General features: G+C 74.5%; 17 protein-coding genes and 1 pseudogene. 10 read left to right on the forward strand and 8 right to left on the reverse strand.

What is annotated here, in order from left to right; genetic code table 11:
- Positions 1-37: 37 nt before the first annotated feature.
- Positions 38-607: a carboxymuconolactone decarboxylase family protein gene (locus tag VKZ81_RS10365; protein ID WP_324241257.1), complete on the forward strand. Its 570-nt coding sequence runs from the start codon at positions 38-40 to the stop codon at positions 605-607.
- Between the two features lie 16 nt (positions 608-623).
- On the opposite strand, the gene VKZ81_RS10370 is transcribed toward VKZ81_RS10365, so the two are convergent.
- From VKZ81_RS10370 to VKZ81_RS10390, 5 genes are all read right to left on the reverse strand, one after another.
- Positions 624-1,613 carry an aldo/keto reductase gene (locus VKZ81_RS10370; RefSeq protein ID WP_324241258.1) on the reverse strand — a complete coding sequence of 330 codons (990 nt, stop codon included), beginning with the start codon at positions 1,611-1,613 and terminating at the stop codon, positions 624-626.
- A 70-nt stretch (positions 1,614-1,683) separates the two neighbouring features.
- Positions 1,684-2,127, reverse strand: a complete 444-nt coding sequence (locus VKZ81_RS10375) for a MerR family transcriptional regulator (protein WP_324241259.1) — start codon at positions 2,125-2,127, stop codon at positions 1,684-1,686.
- A gap of 50 nt (positions 2,128-2,177) precedes the next feature.
- Complete coding sequence (gene sigJ, locus VKZ81_RS10380) at positions 2,178-3,068, reverse strand: RNA polymerase sigma factor SigJ (RefSeq protein ID WP_324241260.1); 891 nt, start codon at positions 3,066-3,068, stop codon at positions 2,178-2,180.
- Positions 3,069-3,078: 10 nt separating this feature from the next.
- Positions 3,079-4,026, reverse strand: coding sequence for an LLM class flavin-dependent oxidoreductase (locus VKZ81_RS10385; RefSeq protein ID WP_324241261.1), 948 nt, complete (start codon positions 4,024-4,026; stop codon positions 3,079-3,081).
- A gap of 57 nt (positions 4,027-4,083) precedes the next feature.
- Complete coding sequence (locus tag VKZ81_RS10390; RefSeq protein WP_324241262.1) at positions 4,084-5,385, reverse strand: cytochrome P450; 1,302 nt, start codon at positions 5,383-5,385, stop codon at positions 4,084-4,086.
- 47 nt (positions 5,386-5,432) lie between these two features.
- On the opposite strand from VKZ81_RS10390, the gene VKZ81_RS10395 reads away from it, so the two are divergent.
- From VKZ81_RS10395 to VKZ81_RS10420, 6 genes and pseudogenes are all read left to right on the forward strand, one after another.
- Positions 5,433-6,002, forward strand: a complete 570-nt coding sequence (locus VKZ81_RS10395) for a TetR/AcrR family transcriptional regulator (protein WP_324241263.1) — start codon at positions 5,433-5,435, stop codon at positions 6,000-6,002.
- Positions 6,003-6,037: 35 nt separating this feature from the next.
- Positions 6,038-6,193: a hypothetical protein gene (locus VKZ81_RS10400; protein WP_324241264.1), complete on the forward strand. Its 156-nt coding sequence runs from the start codon at positions 6,038-6,040 to the stop codon at positions 6,191-6,193.
- A 21-nt stretch (positions 6,194-6,214) separates the two neighbouring features.
- A complete protein-coding gene (gene dnaG, locus VKZ81_RS10405) occupies positions 6,215-8,077 on the forward strand; it encodes a DNA primase (RefSeq protein WP_324241265.1) in 1,863 nt (620 codons plus the stop codon).
- Positions 8,074-8,601 carry a hypothetical protein gene (locus VKZ81_RS10410; protein ID WP_414709357.1) on the forward strand — a complete coding sequence of 176 codons (528 nt, stop codon included), beginning with the start codon at positions 8,074-8,076 and terminating at the stop codon, positions 8,599-8,601. Before dnaG ends, VKZ81_RS10410 begins: the two co-directional genes overlap by 4 nt.
- A complete protein-coding gene (locus VKZ81_RS10415; RefSeq protein ID WP_324241266.1) occupies positions 8,598-9,365 on the forward strand; it encodes a trans-aconitate 2-methyltransferase in 768 nt (255 codons plus the stop codon). The genes VKZ81_RS10410 and VKZ81_RS10415 overlap by 4 nt, the downstream gene beginning before the upstream one ends.
- Before the next feature lie 169 nt (positions 9,366-9,534).
- Positions 9,535-10,586: pseudogene (locus VKZ81_RS10420) on the forward strand (RtcB family protein).
- A gap of 41 nt (positions 10,587-10,627) precedes the next feature.
- On the opposite strand, the gene VKZ81_RS10425 reads toward VKZ81_RS10420, so the two are convergent.
- Positions 10,628-12,202: a putative glycoside hydrolase gene (locus tag VKZ81_RS10425; RefSeq protein ID WP_324241267.1), complete on the reverse strand. Its 1,575-nt coding sequence runs from the start codon at positions 12,200-12,202 to the stop codon at positions 10,628-10,630.
- A gap of 124 nt (positions 12,203-12,326) precedes the next feature.
- On the opposite strand from VKZ81_RS10425, the gene VKZ81_RS10430 reads away from it, so the two are divergent.
- Positions 12,327-13,325 (forward strand): polysaccharide deacetylase family protein, encoded by a 999-nt coding sequence (locus VKZ81_RS10430; RefSeq protein ID WP_324241268.1) that lies wholly within the window; start codon positions 12,327-12,329, stop codon positions 13,323-13,325.
- A 19-nt stretch (positions 13,326-13,344) separates the two neighbouring features.
- On the opposite strand, the gene VKZ81_RS10435 is transcribed toward VKZ81_RS10430, so the two are convergent.
- Both VKZ81_RS10435 and VKZ81_RS10440 read right to left on the reverse strand, forming a co-directional pair.
- Entirely contained in the window at positions 13,345-15,132 is a 1,788-nt protein-coding gene (locus tag VKZ81_RS10435) for a family 20 glycosylhydrolase (RefSeq protein ID WP_324241269.1), read from the reverse strand.
- 8 nt (positions 15,133-15,140) lie between these two features.
- Positions 15,141-15,977: a sugar nucleotide-binding protein gene (locus VKZ81_RS10440; RefSeq protein ID WP_324241270.1), complete on the reverse strand. Its 837-nt coding sequence runs from the start codon at positions 15,975-15,977 to the stop codon at positions 15,141-15,143.
- A gap of 74 nt (positions 15,978-16,051) precedes the next feature.
- On the opposite strand from VKZ81_RS10440, the gene VKZ81_RS10445 reads away from it, so the two are divergent.
- On the forward strand, positions 16,052-17,656 hold the full coding sequence (locus VKZ81_RS10445) for an SLC13 family permease (protein ID WP_324241271.1): 1,605 nt from the start codon (positions 16,052-16,054) through the stop codon (positions 17,654-17,656).
- Positions 17,653-18,699, forward strand: coding sequence for a tartrate dehydrogenase (locus VKZ81_RS10450; RefSeq protein ID WP_324241272.1), 1,047 nt, complete (start codon positions 17,653-17,655; stop codon positions 18,697-18,699). Before VKZ81_RS10445 ends, VKZ81_RS10450 begins: the two co-directional genes overlap by 4 nt.
- The last annotated feature ends 56 nt before the right edge of the window (positions 18,700-18,755 follow it).

Raw genomic sequence — 18,755 nt, forward strand, 5'->3', positions numbered from 1 at the left:
GGAAGCGCCCCGAAAAAGCGAAACGGAGGAGGACGACATGCCACGCATCCCCGCGGTTCCCGAGTACGAGGCGGGCTTCTTCGCCCGGCTCGTGCTGCGGTACGCGCGGCGCCGGTTCGGCGCCGTGCCGGAACCGTTCGCGGTGGCCCTGCACAACCGCCGGGTGTTCTGGGCATCGCTGGTGGCCGACGCCGCGCACGAGTGGGCGCCCCGCTCGCTGCCGAAGCGGGTTCGCGAGCTGGCCGTGTACCGGGCGGCGACGGTCGTGGGCTGCTCGTGGTGCGTCGACTTCGGCGCCATGTTGCAGCGCCTCGACGGGCTCGACGTGGAGCGGCTGCGCCACATCGACGACTACGCGACCGACCCCCGCTACGACCGGGCCGAGCGCCTCGCGATCGCCTACGCCGACGCGATGACCGCGCAGCCGATGACGGTGACCGACGACCAGGTCGCCGAGCTGGAAGCCGAGTTCGGGCGGACCGGGCTCGTCGAGCTGACCCACGCGATCGCGCTGGAGAACATGCGCGGCCGTGCCAACCACGCCCTGGGCATCACCGACCAGGGCTTCGACGCGGCCTGCGCGGTGCGCCTCGGCGCCGGCCGGTGAGCTGCCGACGAGTGAGCTACCGCGCTGCCGGTTCCGGGGTGTCGAGCTCGACGAACCCCATGTCGCGGTGCCGCTCGCCCGCGGGGCGGATCGCCGAGAGCTCGATGAGGTCCTGTCCGGTGAGCTCGACGTCGAGCGCGCCGAGGTTCTCCTCGAGGTAGTGCACCCGCTTCGTGCCGGGGATCGGCACGACGTCGTCGCCCTGGCCGAGCAGCCAGGCCAACGCCACCTGCCCCGGGGTGGCGCCGTGGGCGTCGGCGATGCGCCGGACCGTGGCGACGGCGGCGAGGTTGCGCTCGAGGTTCTCGCCCGTGAAGCGGGGGAGGCTGCGGCGGAAGTCGTCGGCGGCGAGCGTGGCGGGGTCGAGGCCGCCGGTGAGCATCCCGCGCCCCAGCGGGCTGAACGGTACGAGGCCGACGCCCAGCTCGCGGCAGGCCGGGAGCACCGACCGCTCGACGTCCCGGCTGAACAGCGACCACTCCGACTGCAGCGCGGCGATCGGGTGCACGGCCGCGGCCCGCCGCAGCGTGCGCGCCGACGCCTCGGACAGGCCGAGATGGCGGACCAGGCCCGCGGACACGAGCTCGGCCATCGCGCCCACGGTGTCCTCGATGGGGACCGTGGGGTCGGGGCGGTGCAGGTAGTACAGGTCGACGTGGTCGACCCCGAGCCTGCGCAGCGACGCCTCGCAGGCCGTGCGGACGTACTCGGGCCTGCCGTTCACCCCGGCCGGGTAGCCGTCGGCGCCGGGGACGATGCCGAACTTGGTGGCGAGGACGACCTCGTCGCGCCGCCCGCGCAGGACCTCCGCGAGCAGCTCCTCGTTGGCGCCGCCGCCGTAGAGGTCGGCGGTGTCGAGCAGGCTGACGCCGAGGTCGAGGGCGCGGTGCAGGGTGCCGATCGCCTCGCGGCGGTCGACGGGCCCGTAGGCCCAGCTCATCCCCATGCAGCCGAGGCCGAGCGCGCTCACGCGGAGCGCGCCGAGGGTGCGGGTGGGGACGGACATGTTCGCTCCTTCTCAGGCAGGGGGGATCGCCCGGTCGCGCGGCGCGCGCCGGGAGTGGGGGAGGGGCCGGCTACGGCTCGGTGCGCCCGCCGTAGGTCGCGATCTTGAAGTCGATGGTCTCCAGCGCGACCTGGAGCCGCCGGATCTGCGCCTGCACGGCCTGGCGGTGCTCCAGCAGCATCCGCAGCCGGTCGGGCTCGGTCGCCTCCCCCTCGTTGACCATCGCGACGTAGCGCTGCAGCTCCCGGATCGGCATGCCGGTCATGCGCAGCCGGGAGCAGAAGACGACGCGGGCGTAGGCGCGCTCGTCGTAGACGCGGTTGCCCGCCGGGTCGCGCGGGACGTCGAGCAGCCCGATCCGCTCGTAGTAGCGCAGGCTGTGCGCCGAGACGCCGGTGCGCTCGGCGACCTCGGCGATGGTGAGCGTCGTCCCCGGCGCCGGTGCCGCGGCGTCCTGGCGCCGCAGCCGCTCGAGCGCCTCGTCGGGCAGGGTGGGCGCCGGGGTGGTCGTCATGGTCGAAGACGCTACGGCTTCGAGTGCGCTCGAACGCAAGCCCGAGGCGCTCAGCCGGGCAACAGCCGGGCGAGCTTGTCGGGGTTGACCACGAAGTAGAAGGCGGCGATCCGGCCGTCGCGCACGGCGATGGAGCCGACGCCCTCGGGCAGGCCGGCCCCCGCGGCCGTCCGCATGCCGAGCTCGCCGTTGACGGTCGTGACCCACGAGCCGGATAGCAGGGTGGCGCCGTACTTCGCGCGCAGCCCGAGCAGGAGCCGGGCGACGTTGTCCACCCCGACCACGGGGCGGCGGGCGCCCGCCGCACGCCCGTCGGTGTCGTTCACCCAGGCCACGTCCGGGTGCAGCAGCTCGACCAGCGCGGCCCCGTCCGCCCGGTCCAGCGCGTCGACGAAGCGGGCCAGCAGGGCCTTCTGCTCGGCGTCGGGCGCGCGCGGGGGCGGGTCGGCCGCGGCGACGATCCGCCGGGCCCGCGCCGCGTGCTGGCGGGCGGTCGCCGCCGGGCAGCCGAGGACGTCCGCGATCTGCGCGTACGGCAGCGCGAGGGCCTCGTGCAGCACGAACGCCACCCGCTGTGCCGGGGTGAGCCGCTCCAGCACCACCATCGCCGCCATCCGCACGCCCTCGTCGCGCACGACGGCGGCGAGCGGCTCGTCGGCGTCGCCGGTGGTGACCAGCGGCTCGGGCAGCCACGGGCCGACGTAGCGCTCGCGCCGGGCCGCGGCGGAGCGCAGCCGGTCGAGGCACAGCCTGCCGACCACGGTGGTGAGCCAGGCCCGCTCGTCGCGGATCTGCGCCCTGGCCTCGTCGTCCAGCGCGGCCAGGCGCAGCCACGCCTCCTGCACGGCGTCCTCGGCGTCGGCGACGCTGCCGGTGATGCGGTACCCGACGCCCACGAGGTGCGCCCGGTGCGTCTCGAACCCGCGGGAGTCGGTCAGCACGCCGCCGACGCTACGCGGTCGCGCCCCGCGGAGCCGCCGAGTTGTCGGTGACGAGGGCCCGGGCCTCGCCGACCAGGTCGACCTGCCGGTCGAGGGCGTCCCGCGCGCTGAGGGCGATCCCGACGTGGTCCACGCCGGCAGCGGCGTACTCGGCGAGCCGTTCGGCCACCCGCTGCGGCGTCCCGGTCAGCGTGCGGTCGACCACGGCCTGCGCGGAGAGCCCGTAGAACCCGGCGAGCTCGGCCCGCATCCGCTCGGAGGCCGCGCGGTCGGCCGGCCGGTCGCCGAGCACGGCGTGCAGCCCGAGGTGGACCCGGGGCGGGGTGCGCCCGTGCGCGGCGGCCAGCTCCCGCAGCCGGGTCGCGGCGGCGGCCACCTGCTCCGGGGACATCGCGAACGGCATCCAGCCATCACCCAGGCGGGCCGCGCGCCGCAGCACCGCCTCGTGCTCGCTGCCCGCCACCAGCAGCGGCGGCGCGGGCACCGGCGGGGCCAGCGCGACCGCCACCGGGCCGCCGGGCCCCGGCACGGCCGTCGGCTCGCCCGCGAACAGCCCGGGCAGGACCTCCAGCAGGGCGTCGAGGGCCCGCCCCCGGCCGGTGGTCGGGGCGCCGAGCGCGGCCCAGAACGGCGTTCCGGGGAACCCGCCGATCCCGAGCCCCAGCCGCAGCCGGCCGGTCGAGACGTGCTGCAGCGACTGCACCTGGGAGGCGAGCATCGCGGCCGGGCGGGTGGGCGCGGCCAGCACCTCGAAGTCCAGGTGGACCCGCCGCGTCGCGGCGGCCGCGGTGGCCAGCAGGACGACCGGGTCCAGCGCCGGGCTGCCGTCCCCGGTCACGATCTCCGACACCCCGACCGCGTCGAGCCCGGCGTCCTCCACGCGGCGCGCGACCGCCGCGATGCGCGCGCCGTCGTGCGCGAACTCGCCACCCGACAGCCCGATCCCCAACCCGATCATGTTCCGTTCCTCCGTCGTCGTCGGGGGACGACCCTGCGGGTTGAAGTCGGGTCGAGGTCAAGCCCGGGCGAGCGCCGGGGCCGGGCGCCGCGCGAGCACCCGGACGCGGGCGCCGCGGTGCGGGACGAGCGTGACGTGCTTGGCCCGCTGGCGCTCCGCGCGGGCCGTGGTGGGGGAAAGCTCCACCCGGCGCAGGATCTCCCGCAGCACCACCCGCATCTCGACCTGCGCGAACGTGGCGCCCAGGCACCGGCGCGCGCCGCCGCCGAACGGCAGCCACGTGGTCGGGGTGAGGGTGGCGCCGACCATCCGGTCGGGGTCGAAGCGCAGCGGGTCCGGGTACTGCCGCGCCGAGCGCTGGACGAGCCCGATCGCGGGGGCCACCGTCACGCCCGCGGGCAGCCGGTGCCCGCCCACCTCGACCGCGGCCGCGAGCTTGCGGGCCACGTCGAAGATCACCGGGCGCACCCGGAGGGTCTCCTTCGCGACGGCGTCGAGGTAGTCGTCGTCGCCCTCGTCGGCGGCGCGCACCGCGCGGGCGAGGACGGCGGGGTGGCGCACGAGCCGTTCGAGGGTCCACGACAGCGCGGTGGCGGTGGTCTCGTGGCCTGCCAGCAGCAGCGTCATGAGCTGGTCGCGCAGCTCGTCGTCGGTCATGTCGGTGGCGCGGACCAGCATCGCGAGGACGTCGTCGCGCTCGGCGAGCGCGGGATCCGCCCGCCGGTCGGCGATCTCGGCGCGCAGCAGCCGGTCGGCCTCGGCGCGGGCGCGGCGCACCCCCGCCCACAGGGGGTGGTCGATCAGGCTCGGCCGGATCATGGCGGCCGCCGTCAGGAACCCCGTGTTCACCACGGGCGGCAGCGCGCGGCGCAGCGCCGCGAGGCGGTCGGCGTCCCGGGTGCCGATCACCACGCGCAGGATGACCTCGAGCGTGATCGCCGACATCCGCGGCGCCACCGGGAACTCGCGGCCGACCGGCCACGTCGCGACGTCGGCCGCGGCGATCTCGGCCATCCGCTCGGTCTGGCGGCGCACCGCGTCCCGGTGGAACGGCGGCAGCAGCTGCCTGCGCCGCTCGCGGTGCTCCCGCCCGTCCAGCAGGAGCACGGAGGTCTCACCGAGCACGCCTTCGAGGACGGCGTTGCCCTCGCCGGCGCGGTAGACCTCGGGGTCCCCGGCGAAGACCGTCCTGATGTCGTCGGGGTCGCTGAGGAAGACGACCGTGCCGATCGGCGCGGCCCGCACGGCGAACACGTCACCGAGGCGGCGGTGGCAGCGGTCGAGCCACCACCGGGGCAGGCCCCACAGCAGAGCGGTCTGGACGGCGAGCGGGAGACGGGATCCGGGTACGGTCGGCACGCCGCCTAATCATACGTATGTATAGATCGGGTGGCTAGGATCGTCGTGTGGGACATCGGGAGGACCTGCTCGCCGCCGCCCGGCGCAGCCTGGAGAAGCGCGGCTACGCCCGCACCACCGCGCGCGACCTCGTGGCCGACTCGGGCACGAACCTCGCCTCGATCGGCTACCACTTCGGATCGAAGGAAGCCCTGCTCAACGAGGCGCTGGGGTTGTCGTTCCAGGAGTGGGCGGAGCGGGTCCGCGAGCTCGCGCTCGCCGTCGAACCCAGCGGCGACCCCGGACGGATGCTCGCCGCCTCGTGGGAGGCGATGCTCACGTCGTTCGCCGAGTACCGGGGGCTCGCCGTCGCCTTCACCGAGGCGCTGGCCCAGGCCGAGCGGCAGCCGGCGCTGCGGGCCCAGCTCGCGGCGATCTACGAGCAGAGCCGCACCGCCGTCGCGAAGATGATCACCGAGGCGATCGAGGTGCCGGACGAGCAGGCGCGAGCGCTCGCGGCGTTCCAGATCGTGATCTGCGACGGCCTGCTCGTGCAGTGGCTGCTCGACCCGGACGCCACCCCGTCCGGCGCGGAGCTCACCGAGGCGCTGCAGCTCGCGCTCGGCCGCAGAAGCTGAGAGGGCTCTCCGCATCCGCGGTGGATCGTGTGGGCATGCCGAACTACGCGGATGTGCTGACCGTGCTGGCCGCGGGAGGCGGGCTCGCCGTGCTGCTGGTGATGGCCGCGGTGCCCCTGCTGCTCGACCGCGAGCCCCGGCCCGCGCGCGTGGTGGCGCGACCGGCCGGTGCGGCGCCGAGCCGTCGGTAGCCCGGCCTAGACTCCTGGTCCGTGGCGGGCCGGATCCGGGACAGTGACATCGCAGAGATCCGCGACCGCGTCCGCATCGACGAGGTCATCGGCGAGTACGTGGCCCTGCGCCGGGCCGGGGCCGGGTCGCTGAAGGGCCTGTGCCCCTTCCACGACGAGAAGACGCCGTCGTTCAACGTCCGCCCCAGCCACGGCACGTTCCACTGCTTCGGCTGCGGCGAAGGTGGGGACGCGATCGCGTTCCTCATGCGGATGGACCACATCTCGTTCGTCGAGGCCGTGGAGCGGCTCGCCGAACGGATCGGGTTGCGGCTGACCTACGAGGGCGGCGGCAGCTCGGTGCAGCGCGACCGCGGCACCCGCTCCCGGCTGCTCGAGGCGAACCGGAGGGCCGCCGAGTTCTACGCCGCGCAGCTGCGCACCCCCGAGGCGGCGCCCGCCGTCGAGTTCCTCACCAGCCGCGGGTTCGACCTGGCGGCCGCGGAGCGCTTCGGCTGCGGCTTCGCCCCCGCGGGCTGGGACACCCTCACCCGCCACCTGCTCTCGTCCGGGTTCACGCTCGACGAGCTGATGAAGGCGGGCCTGTCCAAGGAGGGCAGGCGCGGGCCGATCGACCGGTTCCACCGCCGGCTGGTGTGGCCGATCAAGGATCTCGGCGGCGACGTCGTCGGGTTCGGCGCGCGCAGGCTGTTCGACGACGACCCGATCGAGGCCAAGTACCTCAACACCACCGAGACGCCGGTCTACCGCAAGACCCACGTGCTGTTCGGGCTCGACCTCGCCAAGCGGGAGATCGCCAAGCGCCGCCAGGTGGTGGTCGTCGAGGGCTACACCGACGTGATGGCCATGCACCTCGCCGGGGTGCCCACGGCCGTCGCCGCCTGTGGCACGGCCTTCGGGGCCGAGCACATCGCGGTGATCCGCCGCCTCATCGGCGACGACTCGTTCGACCTCGGCGAGGTGATCTACACCTTCGACGGCGACGCGGCGGGCCAGGCGGCGGCGCTGAAGGCGTTCGAGGGCGACCAGAACTTCGCGGCGCAGACGTTCGTGGCCATCGCGCCCGACGGGCAGGACCCCTGCGAGCTGCGCCAGGCCCACGGCGACACGGCCGTGCGCGACCTCGTGGCGCGCCGTGAGCCGCTGTTCGAGTTCGCGATCCGCAGCATGCTGCGCGACTACGACCTCGACACCGCGGAGGGTCGGGTCGCCGCGCTGCAGCGCACGGTGCCGCTCGTGGCGCGGATCAAGCGCGAGGACCTGCGCGACGAGTACGCCCGCCGGCTCGCCGGCTGGACCAGCTGGGACGACATCGCGATGGTGGTCCGGCGGGTCCGGGAGGCGGCCGGGGCGCCCGCCGAACCGGCGCGCGGCCGCAACGGGCGGCGGGAGCCGCCCGCCCCGCCGCGCAAGGACGACCCGCGGCTGCACCTGCAGCGGGAGGCGCTCAAGGCGGCGCTGCAGATCCCGGCCGTGGCCGGCCCGGCCTACGACGAGCTGCCCGAGCAGGTGTTCGTCCACCCGGCGTTCGCCGCGATCCACCGGGCCGTGCAGGCGGCGGGCGGCGTGTGCAGCGGCATGGACGGCCACGCGTGGCTGGAGGCGGTGCTCGCCCACTGCCCGCAGGAGGCCCGCGGGCTGGTCACCGAGCTCGCCGTCGAGCCGCTCGAGCTGCCCAAGCGCAACACCGACGAGGCCCGCTACGTCGGCAGCGTGATCGCCGGGGTGCGGCTGGCGCTGGTCGAGGCCCAGGTGGCGGAGCTGAAGGCCCGGCTGCAGCGGACCAACCCGGTGGAGGACCCCGACGGCTACCACCAGCTGTTCGGCGACCTGGTGCCGCTGGAGCAGTACCGGATCGCGCTGCGGGAGCAGGCTGCCCGATGAACCCGATGAGCTGGGTGCGCAGGCTGCTCGGGCGCGAGGACGTGCCCGACGCCGTGGCGCGCGGCCTCGTCGCCGACGAGCGGGTGCTCGCCGCCGCGACGCTCGACGACGGGGCGCGGCTGGTCGTCACCTCCCACGGGCTGTGGCTGCCCGAGGGGGAGGGCGCGCGGCGCGTCGGGTGGCACCTGGTCAGCAAGGCCACGTGGCGCGGTGGCGTGCTCACCCTCGTCGAGGCGGAGGAGGGCGAGACCATCGGCGCGGCGGTGCTGCTGTCCGATCTGCCACCCCGCCGGCTGCGGCTCGCCGAGCCCGGCCGGGCGCCGGAGGCGGTGCAGGCCAGGGTGGAGGGGTCGATCCGCAGCCGCCACCGGCGCGAGCTGCCCGGCGGCGGGGCCTGGTTCGTGCAGCGCAAGGTGCCGGGCCGCGACGGCACCGTGCTGCAGGTGCGGCCGGACCCGGGCACCGACCCGGCCGTGGTGCGCCAGGTCGTCACCGACGTCGAGCGCACGCTGGGGCGCGCATGACCGCGCCCACCTGGGACCCGGCCCTCTACCTCGACTTCGACGACCACCGCTCCCGGCCGTTCCACGACCTGCTCGCCCGGGTGGGCGCCACCTCCCCGCGCCGCGTCGTCGACCTGGGCTGCGGGCCGGGGCACCTCACCGCGGTCCTGGCCGCCCGCTGGCCCGGCGCGCAGGTCGTGGCGCTGGACTCCTCGCCGGACATGGTGGCCGCCGCCCGGGAGCGGGGGATCGACGCCGAGCTCGCCGACGTCGTCGACTGGACCCCGGCGCCCGACACCGACGTCGTGATCACCAACGCCGTGCTGCAGTGGGTGCCCGAGCACCCGCGGCTGCTGCCGCGCTGGCTCGCGGCGCTGCCGTCGGGCGCCTGGTTCGCGATGCAGGTTCCGGGCAACTTCGACGCCCCGTCGCACGCGTTGGTCCGCGAGCTCCTGGCCGAGCCGCGGTGGCGGGACGCGGTGCAGGTCCGCCGGGAGCCCGCGAGCCTCGAGCCGGCCGAGTACGCCGAGCTGCTCGCCGCGCACGGGGCGCACGTCGACGTCTGGGAGACCACCTACCTGCACCGGCTCACCGGCCCCGACCCGGTGCTGCAGTGGATCAGCGGCACCTCGCTGCGCCCCGTGCGCGACGCCCTCGATCCCGCGGCCTACGAGGAGTTCCGCGCCGAGCTGGCGCCTCGGCTGCGCGCCGCCTACCCGGCGCGGTCGGACGGCACCACGTGGCTGCCGTTCCGCCGGATCTTCGCCGTCGCCCGCCCGGGTTGAACCGGCGCCTGCCGGATCGGGGGTGCGGCCCGGCCCGGGTTGGTAGACCTTCGGTGTGGAGCGAATCGCCGACGGCCTGCTGAACTGGGCGTCCATCCTCGAGCCCGGCACGCGCGAGCAGGCGCTGCAGACCGCGCGCCTGCCGTTCGTGCGCCCGCACGTCGCGCTGATGCCCGACGCCCACCTCGGCATGGGTTCGACCATCGGCAGCGTGATCCCCACCGTCGGGGCGGTCATGCCGGCGAGCGTGGGCGTCGACATCGGCTGCGGCATGGCCGCGGTCCGCACCCAGCTCACGAGGGACGACGTCGCCGGGATCGGCAGGCTGTCGGCCCTGCGGGAGGCGATCGAGGAGGCGGTGCCCGCCTCCGCGGGCGGCTACAACCGAACGTTGACCGCTACGGCGGCGGCCCGCGTCACCCAGCTCGAGAAGCTCGCCGAGGAAGCGCTGTTCGACCCCGGGACCTACGCGGCGAACTGGCGGCTCCAGCTCGGCACGCTCGGCTCGGGCAACCACTTCATCGAGGTGTGCCTCGACGAGGCGGACCGGCTGTGGGTGTTCCTGTACTCCGGTTCCGCGGCGTGGGCAACAAGATCGCACAGTGGCACGTGCGCGCGGCGCAGCGGATGTGCGAGCGCCGCGGCGTCGAGCTGCCGCACCGCGACCTCGCCCACCTGCCCGAGGACACCGACGAGTTCTGGCACTACATCCGCGAGCTGCGCTGGGCCCAGCGGTTCGCGCTGGAGAACCGCGCCGAGATGCTCGACCGGATCGTCTCCTGCCTCGCCGAGTGGGCGGGCCGGGACATCGAGCGCCTCGAGGACGTGCAGTGCCACCACAACTACACCGAGCGGGAGCGGCACTTCGGCGAGGAGGTCTGGCTCACCCGCAAGGGCGCGATCGACGCGTCGACGGGTAGGCGCGGGCTCATCCCCGGCTCCATGGGTACCCGGTCCTACGTGGTGACCGGCCTGGGCAACCCGGACGCGTTCCACTCCGCGCCGCACGGGGCGGGCCGCAACCACTCCCGGCGCGCCGCACGCAAGCTGTTCACGGTGGAGCAGCTCGCCGAGGCCATGGCGGGCATCGAGTGGCGGGCGTCCGACGCCACGGCGTTCCTCGACGAGATCCCGGCGGCCTACAAGGACGTCGACCAGGTGATCCAGGACGCGAAGGACCTGGTCGAGGTGGAGCACACGCTGCGCAGATCCTCAACGTGAAGGGCGACTGACGCGCGCGGCCCGGCTCGCTCCGCCCCGGGTCACTGGGGGCCGGGCCGCAGCGCCTCCGCCTGCGTGTAGCGGCAGTTGGGGTCCCACAGGATGAACGAGCGGATCCCGTTGGCCTCGGCGGCCTCGATCTGCGCGCGCACCTCGGCAGGCCCGTAGGACACCCGCAGGCTGAACGCCTGCAGCCACGGGATCACCGAGGTGGGCGTGCCCTCGGTGAGCTTGACGAAGTCGGCGAGCGAGCGCTCGGTGATGTCGTAGGGCGAGGACTCGGGGCTCGTGATGCCGTACTCGCCGCGGCCCCAGTGCGACGGGTACACCATCGGCGCCACGTAGTCGGTGTAGGGCGCCATCAGCGTGATGTCCTGCGCGATCTGGGTGGGTCGGGTCGCCGCGATCCCGAAAACGGAAGCGCCGAGCAGCGCGCCGTGCTTGCGAACCACCGGCCGGGTCTCGGCGAGGAAGTCGGCGATCGACTGTTCGGGCGACGTCGTGAGGCCCTCGAAATGCATTCCGGAAATCGCGCCGTCCGGCCGGCGTACGTAGTCGTAGAGGATCTCGTCGAACCCGAGCGCGGCCGCTTCCTCGGCGAGCGCGATGTTGTAGGCGCGCACTTCCGGATTGGCGAAGTTCGTGAACGCGTACTGGCCGTAGCCGCCCGTGTAGGCGCCGCCGGACGCGGTCTGCACGAGCCGGTCGCGGTGCCCGTCGCGCCACGACGCCGCCCCCAGCACGGGGTCGCGGAACGCGACGATCCGCCCGACGACCCGGATGCCCGCGGCGTGCAGCTGGTCGAGCACCGCCCGCGCGTCGTAGTAGCCCTTGCTCGCGCCGATCTCGACCGCCAGCGGCACCTGGGAGGCGTAGCCGATCTCGCCGCTCTCGTCCTTGATGTCCAGCTGGATCGTGTCGATGGCGCCTTCCTTCGCCAGCTGCAGCACCGGCTCCCGCAGCGACGGCGCGCTCCACGCCTGCGCGGTCATGTGCACCGCGCGCATGCCGGGGTGCAGGACCGGGATCGGCACCCGCTGCGCCGTGGTGTTGCCGGCCTCGTCGCGGGCCAGCAGGTCGACGTCGGCGGCGCCCGCCGACTCGGTGACGGCGAACGCACCGTCGTCGTCGAGCTCGTACGGAACCCCGTTGACCAGCAGCTCGTCCGCACCCTCGACCCGGCCCCGCACCTCGGCCGACGCGTCGAGCGACGTCGGCGGCACCGGGTCGACGAACAGGGCGGGCGGGGTGGCGTCCACGGTGAACTCGATGGTCGTGCCGGAGCCGGGCAGGGGCATGGCCGCGTCGGGGGAGCGGATCTCGAGGGTGTGCTCGCCCTCGGGGAGCGCGGACGCGTCGAGCAGGAAGCGGGCGCCGTCGCGGCGCACCGGGGCGGGCGCGCCGTCGAGCAGCACCTCGACCTCCGACGGATCGGTGAGCGCGGTGATCTCGACCTCGCGCAGCGCCTCCGGGGTGAACGACCCGCCGTCGGCCACCCCGGTCACCTCCACATCCGGCTGCAGCCACGCGACGACGAGGACCAGCACGCCGGCGACGATCAGCGCGATCGCGCCCGGCACCAGGAACCGGTTGGGCGCGGACACCGGGCGATCCATCGGGAACTCCTTCGACAGGATGGAAGGTGATCACTGTCGCAGTACCCGGACCGTCCGTGTGCCGGAACTACACCATTGTGTGATCAAGCCATAATCTGCCCGGTGACCTGGGTAGCTTCGCCGCATGCCTCGGTTGCGCATCGTCGCGGCGTCCATCGCCGTGCTGCTGGCCGCCGGTTGCGGAACGGATTCCGACGCCGCGCGATCCGCCTCGGAAGGGCCACCCCCGGCCCCGGCTCCGGCTCCGGTCGATCCCGCGGAGGTCCAGGCCAACGAGCTCGGGCGCATTCCGGTGCTGATGTACCACCGGATCGTCGACACCCCGACATCGGTCTACGACCGCACGCCCGCCGATTTCCGGGCGGAGCTGGAACGCCTCGCGCGCGAGAATTACGTGCCCATCACCACCGCCGAGCTCGCCGCGGGCCGCATCGACATCCCGGCGGGCACCCACCCGGTGGTGCTGACGTTCGACGACGGCGATCCGACCCAGATCACGCTCGGCCCGGACGGCACGCCCGCCCCCGGCACGGCGATGCGCATCCTGCTCGACGTCGCCGCCGCCCACCCCGGGTTCCGGCCGGTGGCGAGCCTGTACGTCAACGCCGAGCCGTTCGGCGGCGGCGCGGCGGGCACCGCGGCGCTGCGCTGGCTGCACGACAACGGCTTCGAGATCGGCAACCACACGTTCAGCCACCTCAACCTGCGCACCGCCTCGGCGGAGAAGGCGCGCGCCGACATCGCCCGCGGTGACCGGGCGATCCGGCAGGCGGTCCCCGGCCACGAGCCCAGGACGCTCGCGCTGCCGTTCGGGGCGCGGCCGCGGGACCCGCAGCTCGCGGCCCGCGGTGACGGCTACGACTACTCCGGCGTGCTCCTCGTGGGGGCGAACCCGGCGCCGTCGCCGTTCTCCGAGGACTTCAAGCCGGAGGCCATCCCGCGGATCCGCTCGCAGGGGCCGACCGGGAGCGAGGCCGAGTACGGGTCGACGGTGTGGCTGGACAAGATGGCGGCGAGCCCCGGCTCGCGCTACACCTCCGACGGCAACCCGGACCGGATCTCGTTCCCGACCGGCGCGAAGGGCCCGGCCGCCCCGTACGCGGCGGCCGCCGCGCCCTACTGAGTGCCCTGCTGGAACCGCCCTACCGAGCTGACGCCGCGCGTTCGGCCAGTGCGGAGCGCAGCGGCGTGAACTTCGCGATGCTGTCGTCCAGGCCGCCCGGGCGGGCGGAGAGCAACCAGCAGGCGCGCTGCTCGGCCAGCAGCCCGTCGAGGCGGTGCAGCAGGTCCGCGGCCCTCGCGGGCGGGAGCCCGTCGGGGCCGCCCGAGGCGAGGAGGTCCAGCGCGAACCGGGCGAGCGCGACGGCCTGCGCGGTCTCGCGCACGGCGGCGGGACCGTCGGGCGCGGCCGGCCGGGCGTGTGCGAGCGCGTCGGCCGCCGCCGACAGCGCCCGCCCGGCCTCGGCGATCCCGTCCGGGGTCACGGCGGGGGCGTCACCGAACAGCGCGTCGAAGAGCGCCGAGCGGTTGAGCAGCGGCGCGTCGAGCAGGTCGGCGGCCGAGCCGGCCGCGGTGAGCGCGGCGCCGAGGCCGGGCCCGTCGAACACCACGCGGTCGAGCGCCGTCGCCAGGTCCAGGTCGCGGTTGCTGTCCAGGCACCAGCTCACGGCCGCCCCGTACAGCAGCCCGGGGTAGGTCACCGGGGGCGGCTCGTGGTGGCCGTGGTCGCCCCACGTCGTCACCACGTAGCCGCCCGCCGCGTGCTCGCGGCCGACCTCGGCGGCGTCGACGAGGTTCTCCACCGCGTTGTCCAGCCGGCCGACGAGCGAGTTCCACGCCCCCGTCCCCGGCGCCACCCAGAACGGGCGGCCGACCGCGGTCAGCGCCTTCGCCCGCTCCCGGAAGCCGCCCGCGAGGGCGTCCATGTCGAAGCCGTCGGCGGCCCACTGCGCGCGCCGCTCGGGGGAGGTCCGGTCGAGGGCGACCCGGGCGTGCGCCGGGCCGTCGTACTGCCACACCACCGGGATCAGGCCCTCCGGCAGCCGGCCCGCGATCTCCGGGTGGTCGGCGAGGACGTCGGCCCAGAACTGGACCTCGTAGCCGTCTTCGAGCAGCGGGGTGGCGACCCGCAGCAGGTGGTCGAGGTAGACCCGGCCGAGGCCGCGCGCGGCCGCGTCGGCGGCGCTGCGCCCCTTGCCCAGCTCCCACGGCTCGTCGGCGCCGATGTTCACCCGGCGGGCCCGCACGGTGGCCGCGAGCTCGCGCACCAGCCCGAGGGCGAACTCCGCGTTCTCCGGGGTCGGCTGCAGCGTGCTCGGCCCGCGGTGCCGGCCGTGGATGGTGAACCCGTCCGGCTTCTCCGCGCGGTCCCGGTAGGCCTCGTGGGCGAGCCAGCGCTCCATGTGGCCGAGGGTGTTCTGGTTCGCGACCAGCGCGATCCCGTGGGCCGCGCACAGCGCGTCCAGCCAGCGCATGTCGTCGGCCGTCAGCGGGCTCGCCGCCGCCCACACCGCCGAGTGGCGTGCGTAGGCGAAGGTGTGCTCGGTGTAGAGCTCCAGCTGGTTCATCCGCGCCGCGGCGAGGATCTCGACGTAGCGGCGCAGGGTGCGGCGGGTGGGCACCCGGTCGCGGCTGACGTCGAGCATGAAGCCGCGCACCGGGAAGTCCGGCCAGTCCCGCACACGCACCGCCTGCCGGGCGAGCTCGGCGTCGGCGCGCAGCTGGTCGAGCGTCTGCTGGGCGTAGCGCAGCCCGGCGGCATCGCGGTAGCCGATCCGCGTGCCGTCGGCGTCGCGCTCGATCCAGTAGCCCTGCGCGGGCAGGTCCGCGTCGGGGCGCACCGCGACCGGGGCGTCCGGTCGCGGCCCCGGCCCCGCGAGCGGCTCGACCGAGCGGGGGACGGGGAAGAGCGGGAGGTCGGGCGTCGGCACGCCGATCATCAAAGCAGGCGGCGTCCCGCCGGGCGGCGGAGGAACTCGCGGGCGCCGCGCAGCTCGGTGCGCAGGCGCGCGCGGGTGGCGGTGCAGTCGAGGCGCACGTCGACCGGCCGGGGCGGGCCGGGGCTCCGCCCGGCGGGGAGGGCGGCGGGGTCGAGGCCGTCCCGGCGGGCGATCAGGGTGCCCAGCTCGTGGCGGCTCACCGCGTCGGGCCCGGCGACGTGGTGGACGCCGGAGAGCTCGGACGCCGCCAGCTCGAGCAGCGCGGCGGCCAGGTCCGCGACGTGGACGGGGCAGCGGACCTCGTCGGTGAACAGCACGCCCGCCGCCCGGCCCGCGACCAGGTCGTGCACCCACCGCTCGTGGGCCGAGCCGCCGTCGCCGATGATCAGCGAGGTGCGGGCGATCACCGCGGCCGGGCAGACGGCCGCGACCGCGGTCTCGGCGGCGGCCTTGGCGGCGCCGTAGGGGCTGGTCGGGTCGGGCACCGCCGACTCGGCGTAGTGCACCGCCGCGCCGGAGAACACCGCGTCGCTCGAGACGTGGACCAGGCGCGCACCCACCGCGGCGGCCGCGACCGCGACGTGCGCGGCGCCGTCGGCCGTGGTCGCCCAGTCGTCCTTGCGGTAGGCGGCGTTGACCACCGCGTCGGGCCGGACCGCCGCCACCAGCTCGCCGACCCGCGCGCGGTCGCGGACGTCCACGGCGTGCCACGCCACCCCGGCGAGGTCCCCCGGCCGGGTCGCGTACGTGGCGGCCACCCGGTGGCCCGCGGCGAGCGCCTGCCGGGCGAGCTCCCCGCCGAGGAATCCGCTGCCGCCGACGACGAGGACCTCCACGGCGATCACGTTAGCGGCGGTGCCTGCCTGCGCCTGCGAGTGCACGCAGCGGTGCCCGGTGTCACGATCGCCGGATGACCGCGGAGAGTGAGCGCGTCCGTACCGACGTCGACAAGGCCCTGCTCGGGCACGCCACCTACCGCAGCCTGGGCGAACAGCGGCTCTCGCCGGCCGAGGAACGGTTCGAGAAGGGCCGCCGCACGATCGGGCTCGTCCTCGCCCCGGCCATCACGATCCTCTTCCTGCTGCTGCCGTTGCCGCTCGAACCGGCGCAGAAGACGCTCGCGGCCGTGTTGCTCGGCGTGGTCGTCCTGTGGGTCACCGAGGCGGTACCGATCCCCATCGGCGGCCTGCTCGGCGTGGCCGTGATCGTGTTCCTGCAGGTCGAACCGGCCGACGACGTCCTCGCGCGGTTCGGGTCGTCCACCGTGTTCACCTTCATCGGGGCGTTCATCCTCGCCCAGGCGATGCTCAAGCACGGCGTGGCGCGGCGGTTCGCGTTCTTCATCCTCGCGCTGCCGAGGGTGGGCCGGTCGACGACGGGGCTGATCATCGCGTTCGGCCTCATCACGGCCCTGCTCTCGGCGTTCGTGTCCAACACCGCCACCGTCGCGATGCTGCTGCCCACGGCACTGGGCATCCTCGCGGTGATCGCCAAGCTGCTGCAGGAGCGCGGCCTGGTGGAGATCGACTTCGATCCGCTGCGGCTGCGCGTCGGCGCCGCGATCATGCTGATGCTCGCCTACGGCGCCAGCGTCGGTGGCCTGCTCACCCCGGTCGGCAGCCCGCCCAACCTCATCGGGCGCGGCCTCATCGAGGAGGCCACCGGGCAGCGCATCAGCTTCGCCGCGTGGATGGGCATGGCGATCCCGATCTGCGCCCTGATGTTCGTCGCGCTCGCGGCGGTCCTGCTGCTGCTCAACAAGCCGGAGCTCAAGCGGATCGAGGGCGTCGAGGAGTACGTGGCCCAACAGCGCGCCGAGATGGGGTCGCTGTCGCGCGCGGAGAAGAACACGCTGGTCGCGTTCGGCGTCACCGTGTTCCTGTGGATCTTCCCCGGCATCGTGGCCCTGTTCGCGGGCACCGACTCCGACTTCTACGGTGCGGTGTCCGACCGGCTCGACGAGGGCATGGTCGCGGTCTTCGGGGCGTCGCTGCTGTACCTGCTGCCCGTCGACTGGCCAAGCCGCGAGTTCACGCTGCGGTGGCGGGACGCCGCGGAGATCGACTGGGGCACGATCGTGCTGTTCGGCACCGGCATCATCTTCGGCGGCCTGCTGTCGTCCACCGGGCTCGCCGAGACGATCGGCAACGGGGTGTCGAACGCGCTCGGGCTCACCAGCGTGGTGGCGATCACGGTCTTCGCCGCCCTGCTCGCGATCCTCGTGTCGGAGACCACGAGCAACACCGCGTCGGCCGCGGTCGTCGTGCCGATCGTCATCCCGGTGGCGGTGGCCGCGGGCGTCAACCCGTTCGTGCCGGCGCTCGCCGCCACGTTCGCCGCGTCGTTCGGGTTCATGCTGCCGGTGTCGACGCCGCAGAACGCCGTGGTCTACGGCTCCGGCGCGGTGCCGATCACCACGATGATCCGGTCCGGGTTCTCGTTCGACGTCCTCGGTGCGATCCTCATCATCATCCTGCTGCCGCTGATGGTGGCTGTGATGGGATTCGGCGCGTGAGTCGCATCGCCGTGATCCCGGGCGACGGGATCGGAACGGAAGTCGTCGAGGCCGCCCGCACCGTGCTCGACGCCGCCTGCGCCCGCCACGGCGTGTCGCTGTCCTACACCGAGTTCGACTGGTCCTGCCGGCGCTACGAGCGCGAGGGCGCGATGATGCCGGAAGACGGCCTCGAGACGCTGCGCGGGTTCGACGCGATCCTCCTGGGCGCCGTCGGCTGGCCCGGCGTCCCGGACCACGTGTCGCTGTGGGGCCTGCTCATCCCGATCCGGCGCGCGTTCCGCCAGTACGTGAACCTGCGCCCGATCCGGGTGTTCGACGGCGTGCAGAGCCCGCTGCGGGTGGCCGACGACGTCGACTTCGTGGTGGTGCGCGAGAACAACGAGGGCGAGTACTCCGAGGTCGGCGGGCGGGTCAACCGCGGCCTCCCGGACGAGCTCGCCGTCCAGGAGTCGATCTTCACCCGGGTCGGGGTGACCCGGATCGCCGACTTCGCGTTCGCGCTGGCGCGGTCGCGGCGTGGCTACGTCACCTCGGCCACCAAGTCGAACGGGATCGTGCACACGCTGCCGTTCTGGGACGAGGTCGTGGCCGAGCGGGCCGCCCTGCACCCGGACGTGCGGTTCGACAGCGAGCACATCGACGCGCTCGCGGCCAAGTTCGTGCTGCAGCCGCAGCGGTTCGACGTGGTGGTGGGTTCCAACCTGTTCGGCGACATCCTGTCCGACCTCGCCGCCGCGGTGGCCGGGTCGATCGGGATCGCGCCGTCGGCCAACCTCAACCCGGAGAAGGAGTTCCCGTCGATGTTCGAGCCGGTGCACGGCTCGGCGCCGGACATCGCGGGCCAGGGCATCGCCAACCCGGTCGGCGCGGTGTGGTCGGCGGCGATGATGCTCGAGCACCTCGGGCACGACGCGGTGGCCGCGGACGTCGTACGGGCGATGGAGACGACGCTCGCGAAGCCGGAGACCCGCACCCGCGACCTGGGCGGGACGGCGACGACGGCGGAGGTCACCGAGGCGCTGGTGGCGGCGCTGGGCTGATCCGCGTTTGCAGGAAAGCCACTTTGCTGCAACGCAGCTTCGGGAATGTGGCTTTC

This window comes from Pseudonocardia sp., assembly GCF_035305885.1.
Lineage (GTDB): Bacteria > Actinomycetota > Actinomycetes > Mycobacteriales > Pseudonocardiaceae > Pseudonocardia.

Bases quoted from the DNA above. Each gene is read 5' to 3' on its own strand.
- VKZ81_RS10365 (WP_324241257.1), top strand. From the start codon at position 38: ATGCCACGCATCCCCGCGGTTCCCGAGTACGAGGCGGGCTTCTTCGCC.
- VKZ81_RS10425 (WP_324241267.1), bottom strand. From the start codon at position 12,202: ATGGATCGCCCGGTGTCCGCGCCCAACCGGTTCCTGGTGCCGGGCGCG.
- VKZ81_RS10370 (WP_324241258.1), bottom strand. From the start codon at position 1,613: ATGTCCGTCCCCACCCGCACCCTCGGCGCGCTCCGCGTGAGCGCGCTC.
- VKZ81_RS10415 (WP_324241266.1), top strand. From the start codon at position 8,598: ATGACCGCGCCCACCTGGGACCCGGCCCTCTACCTCGACTTCGACGAC.
- VKZ81_RS10445 (WP_324241271.1), top strand. From the start codon at position 16,052: ATGACCGCGGAGAGTGAGCGCGTCCGTACCGACGTCGACAAGGCCCTG.
- VKZ81_RS10375 (WP_324241259.1), bottom strand. From the start codon at position 2,127: ATGACGACCACCCCGGCGCCCACCCTGCCCGACGAGGCGCTCGAGCGG.
- VKZ81_RS10385 (WP_324241261.1), bottom strand. From the start codon at position 4,026: ATGATCGGGTTGGGGATCGGGCTGTCGGGTGGCGAGTTCGCGCACGAC.
- VKZ81_RS10430 (WP_324241268.1), top strand. From the start codon at position 12,327: ATGCCTCGGTTGCGCATCGTCGCGGCGTCCATCGCCGTGCTGCTGGCC.
- VKZ81_RS10410 (WP_414709357.1), top strand. From the start codon at position 8,074: ATGAACCCGATGAGCTGGGTGCGCAGGCTGCTCGGGCGCGAGGACGTG.
- VKZ81_RS10400 (WP_324241264.1), top strand. From the start codon at position 6,038: ATGCCGAACTACGCGGATGTGCTGACCGTGCTGGCCGCGGGAGGCGGG.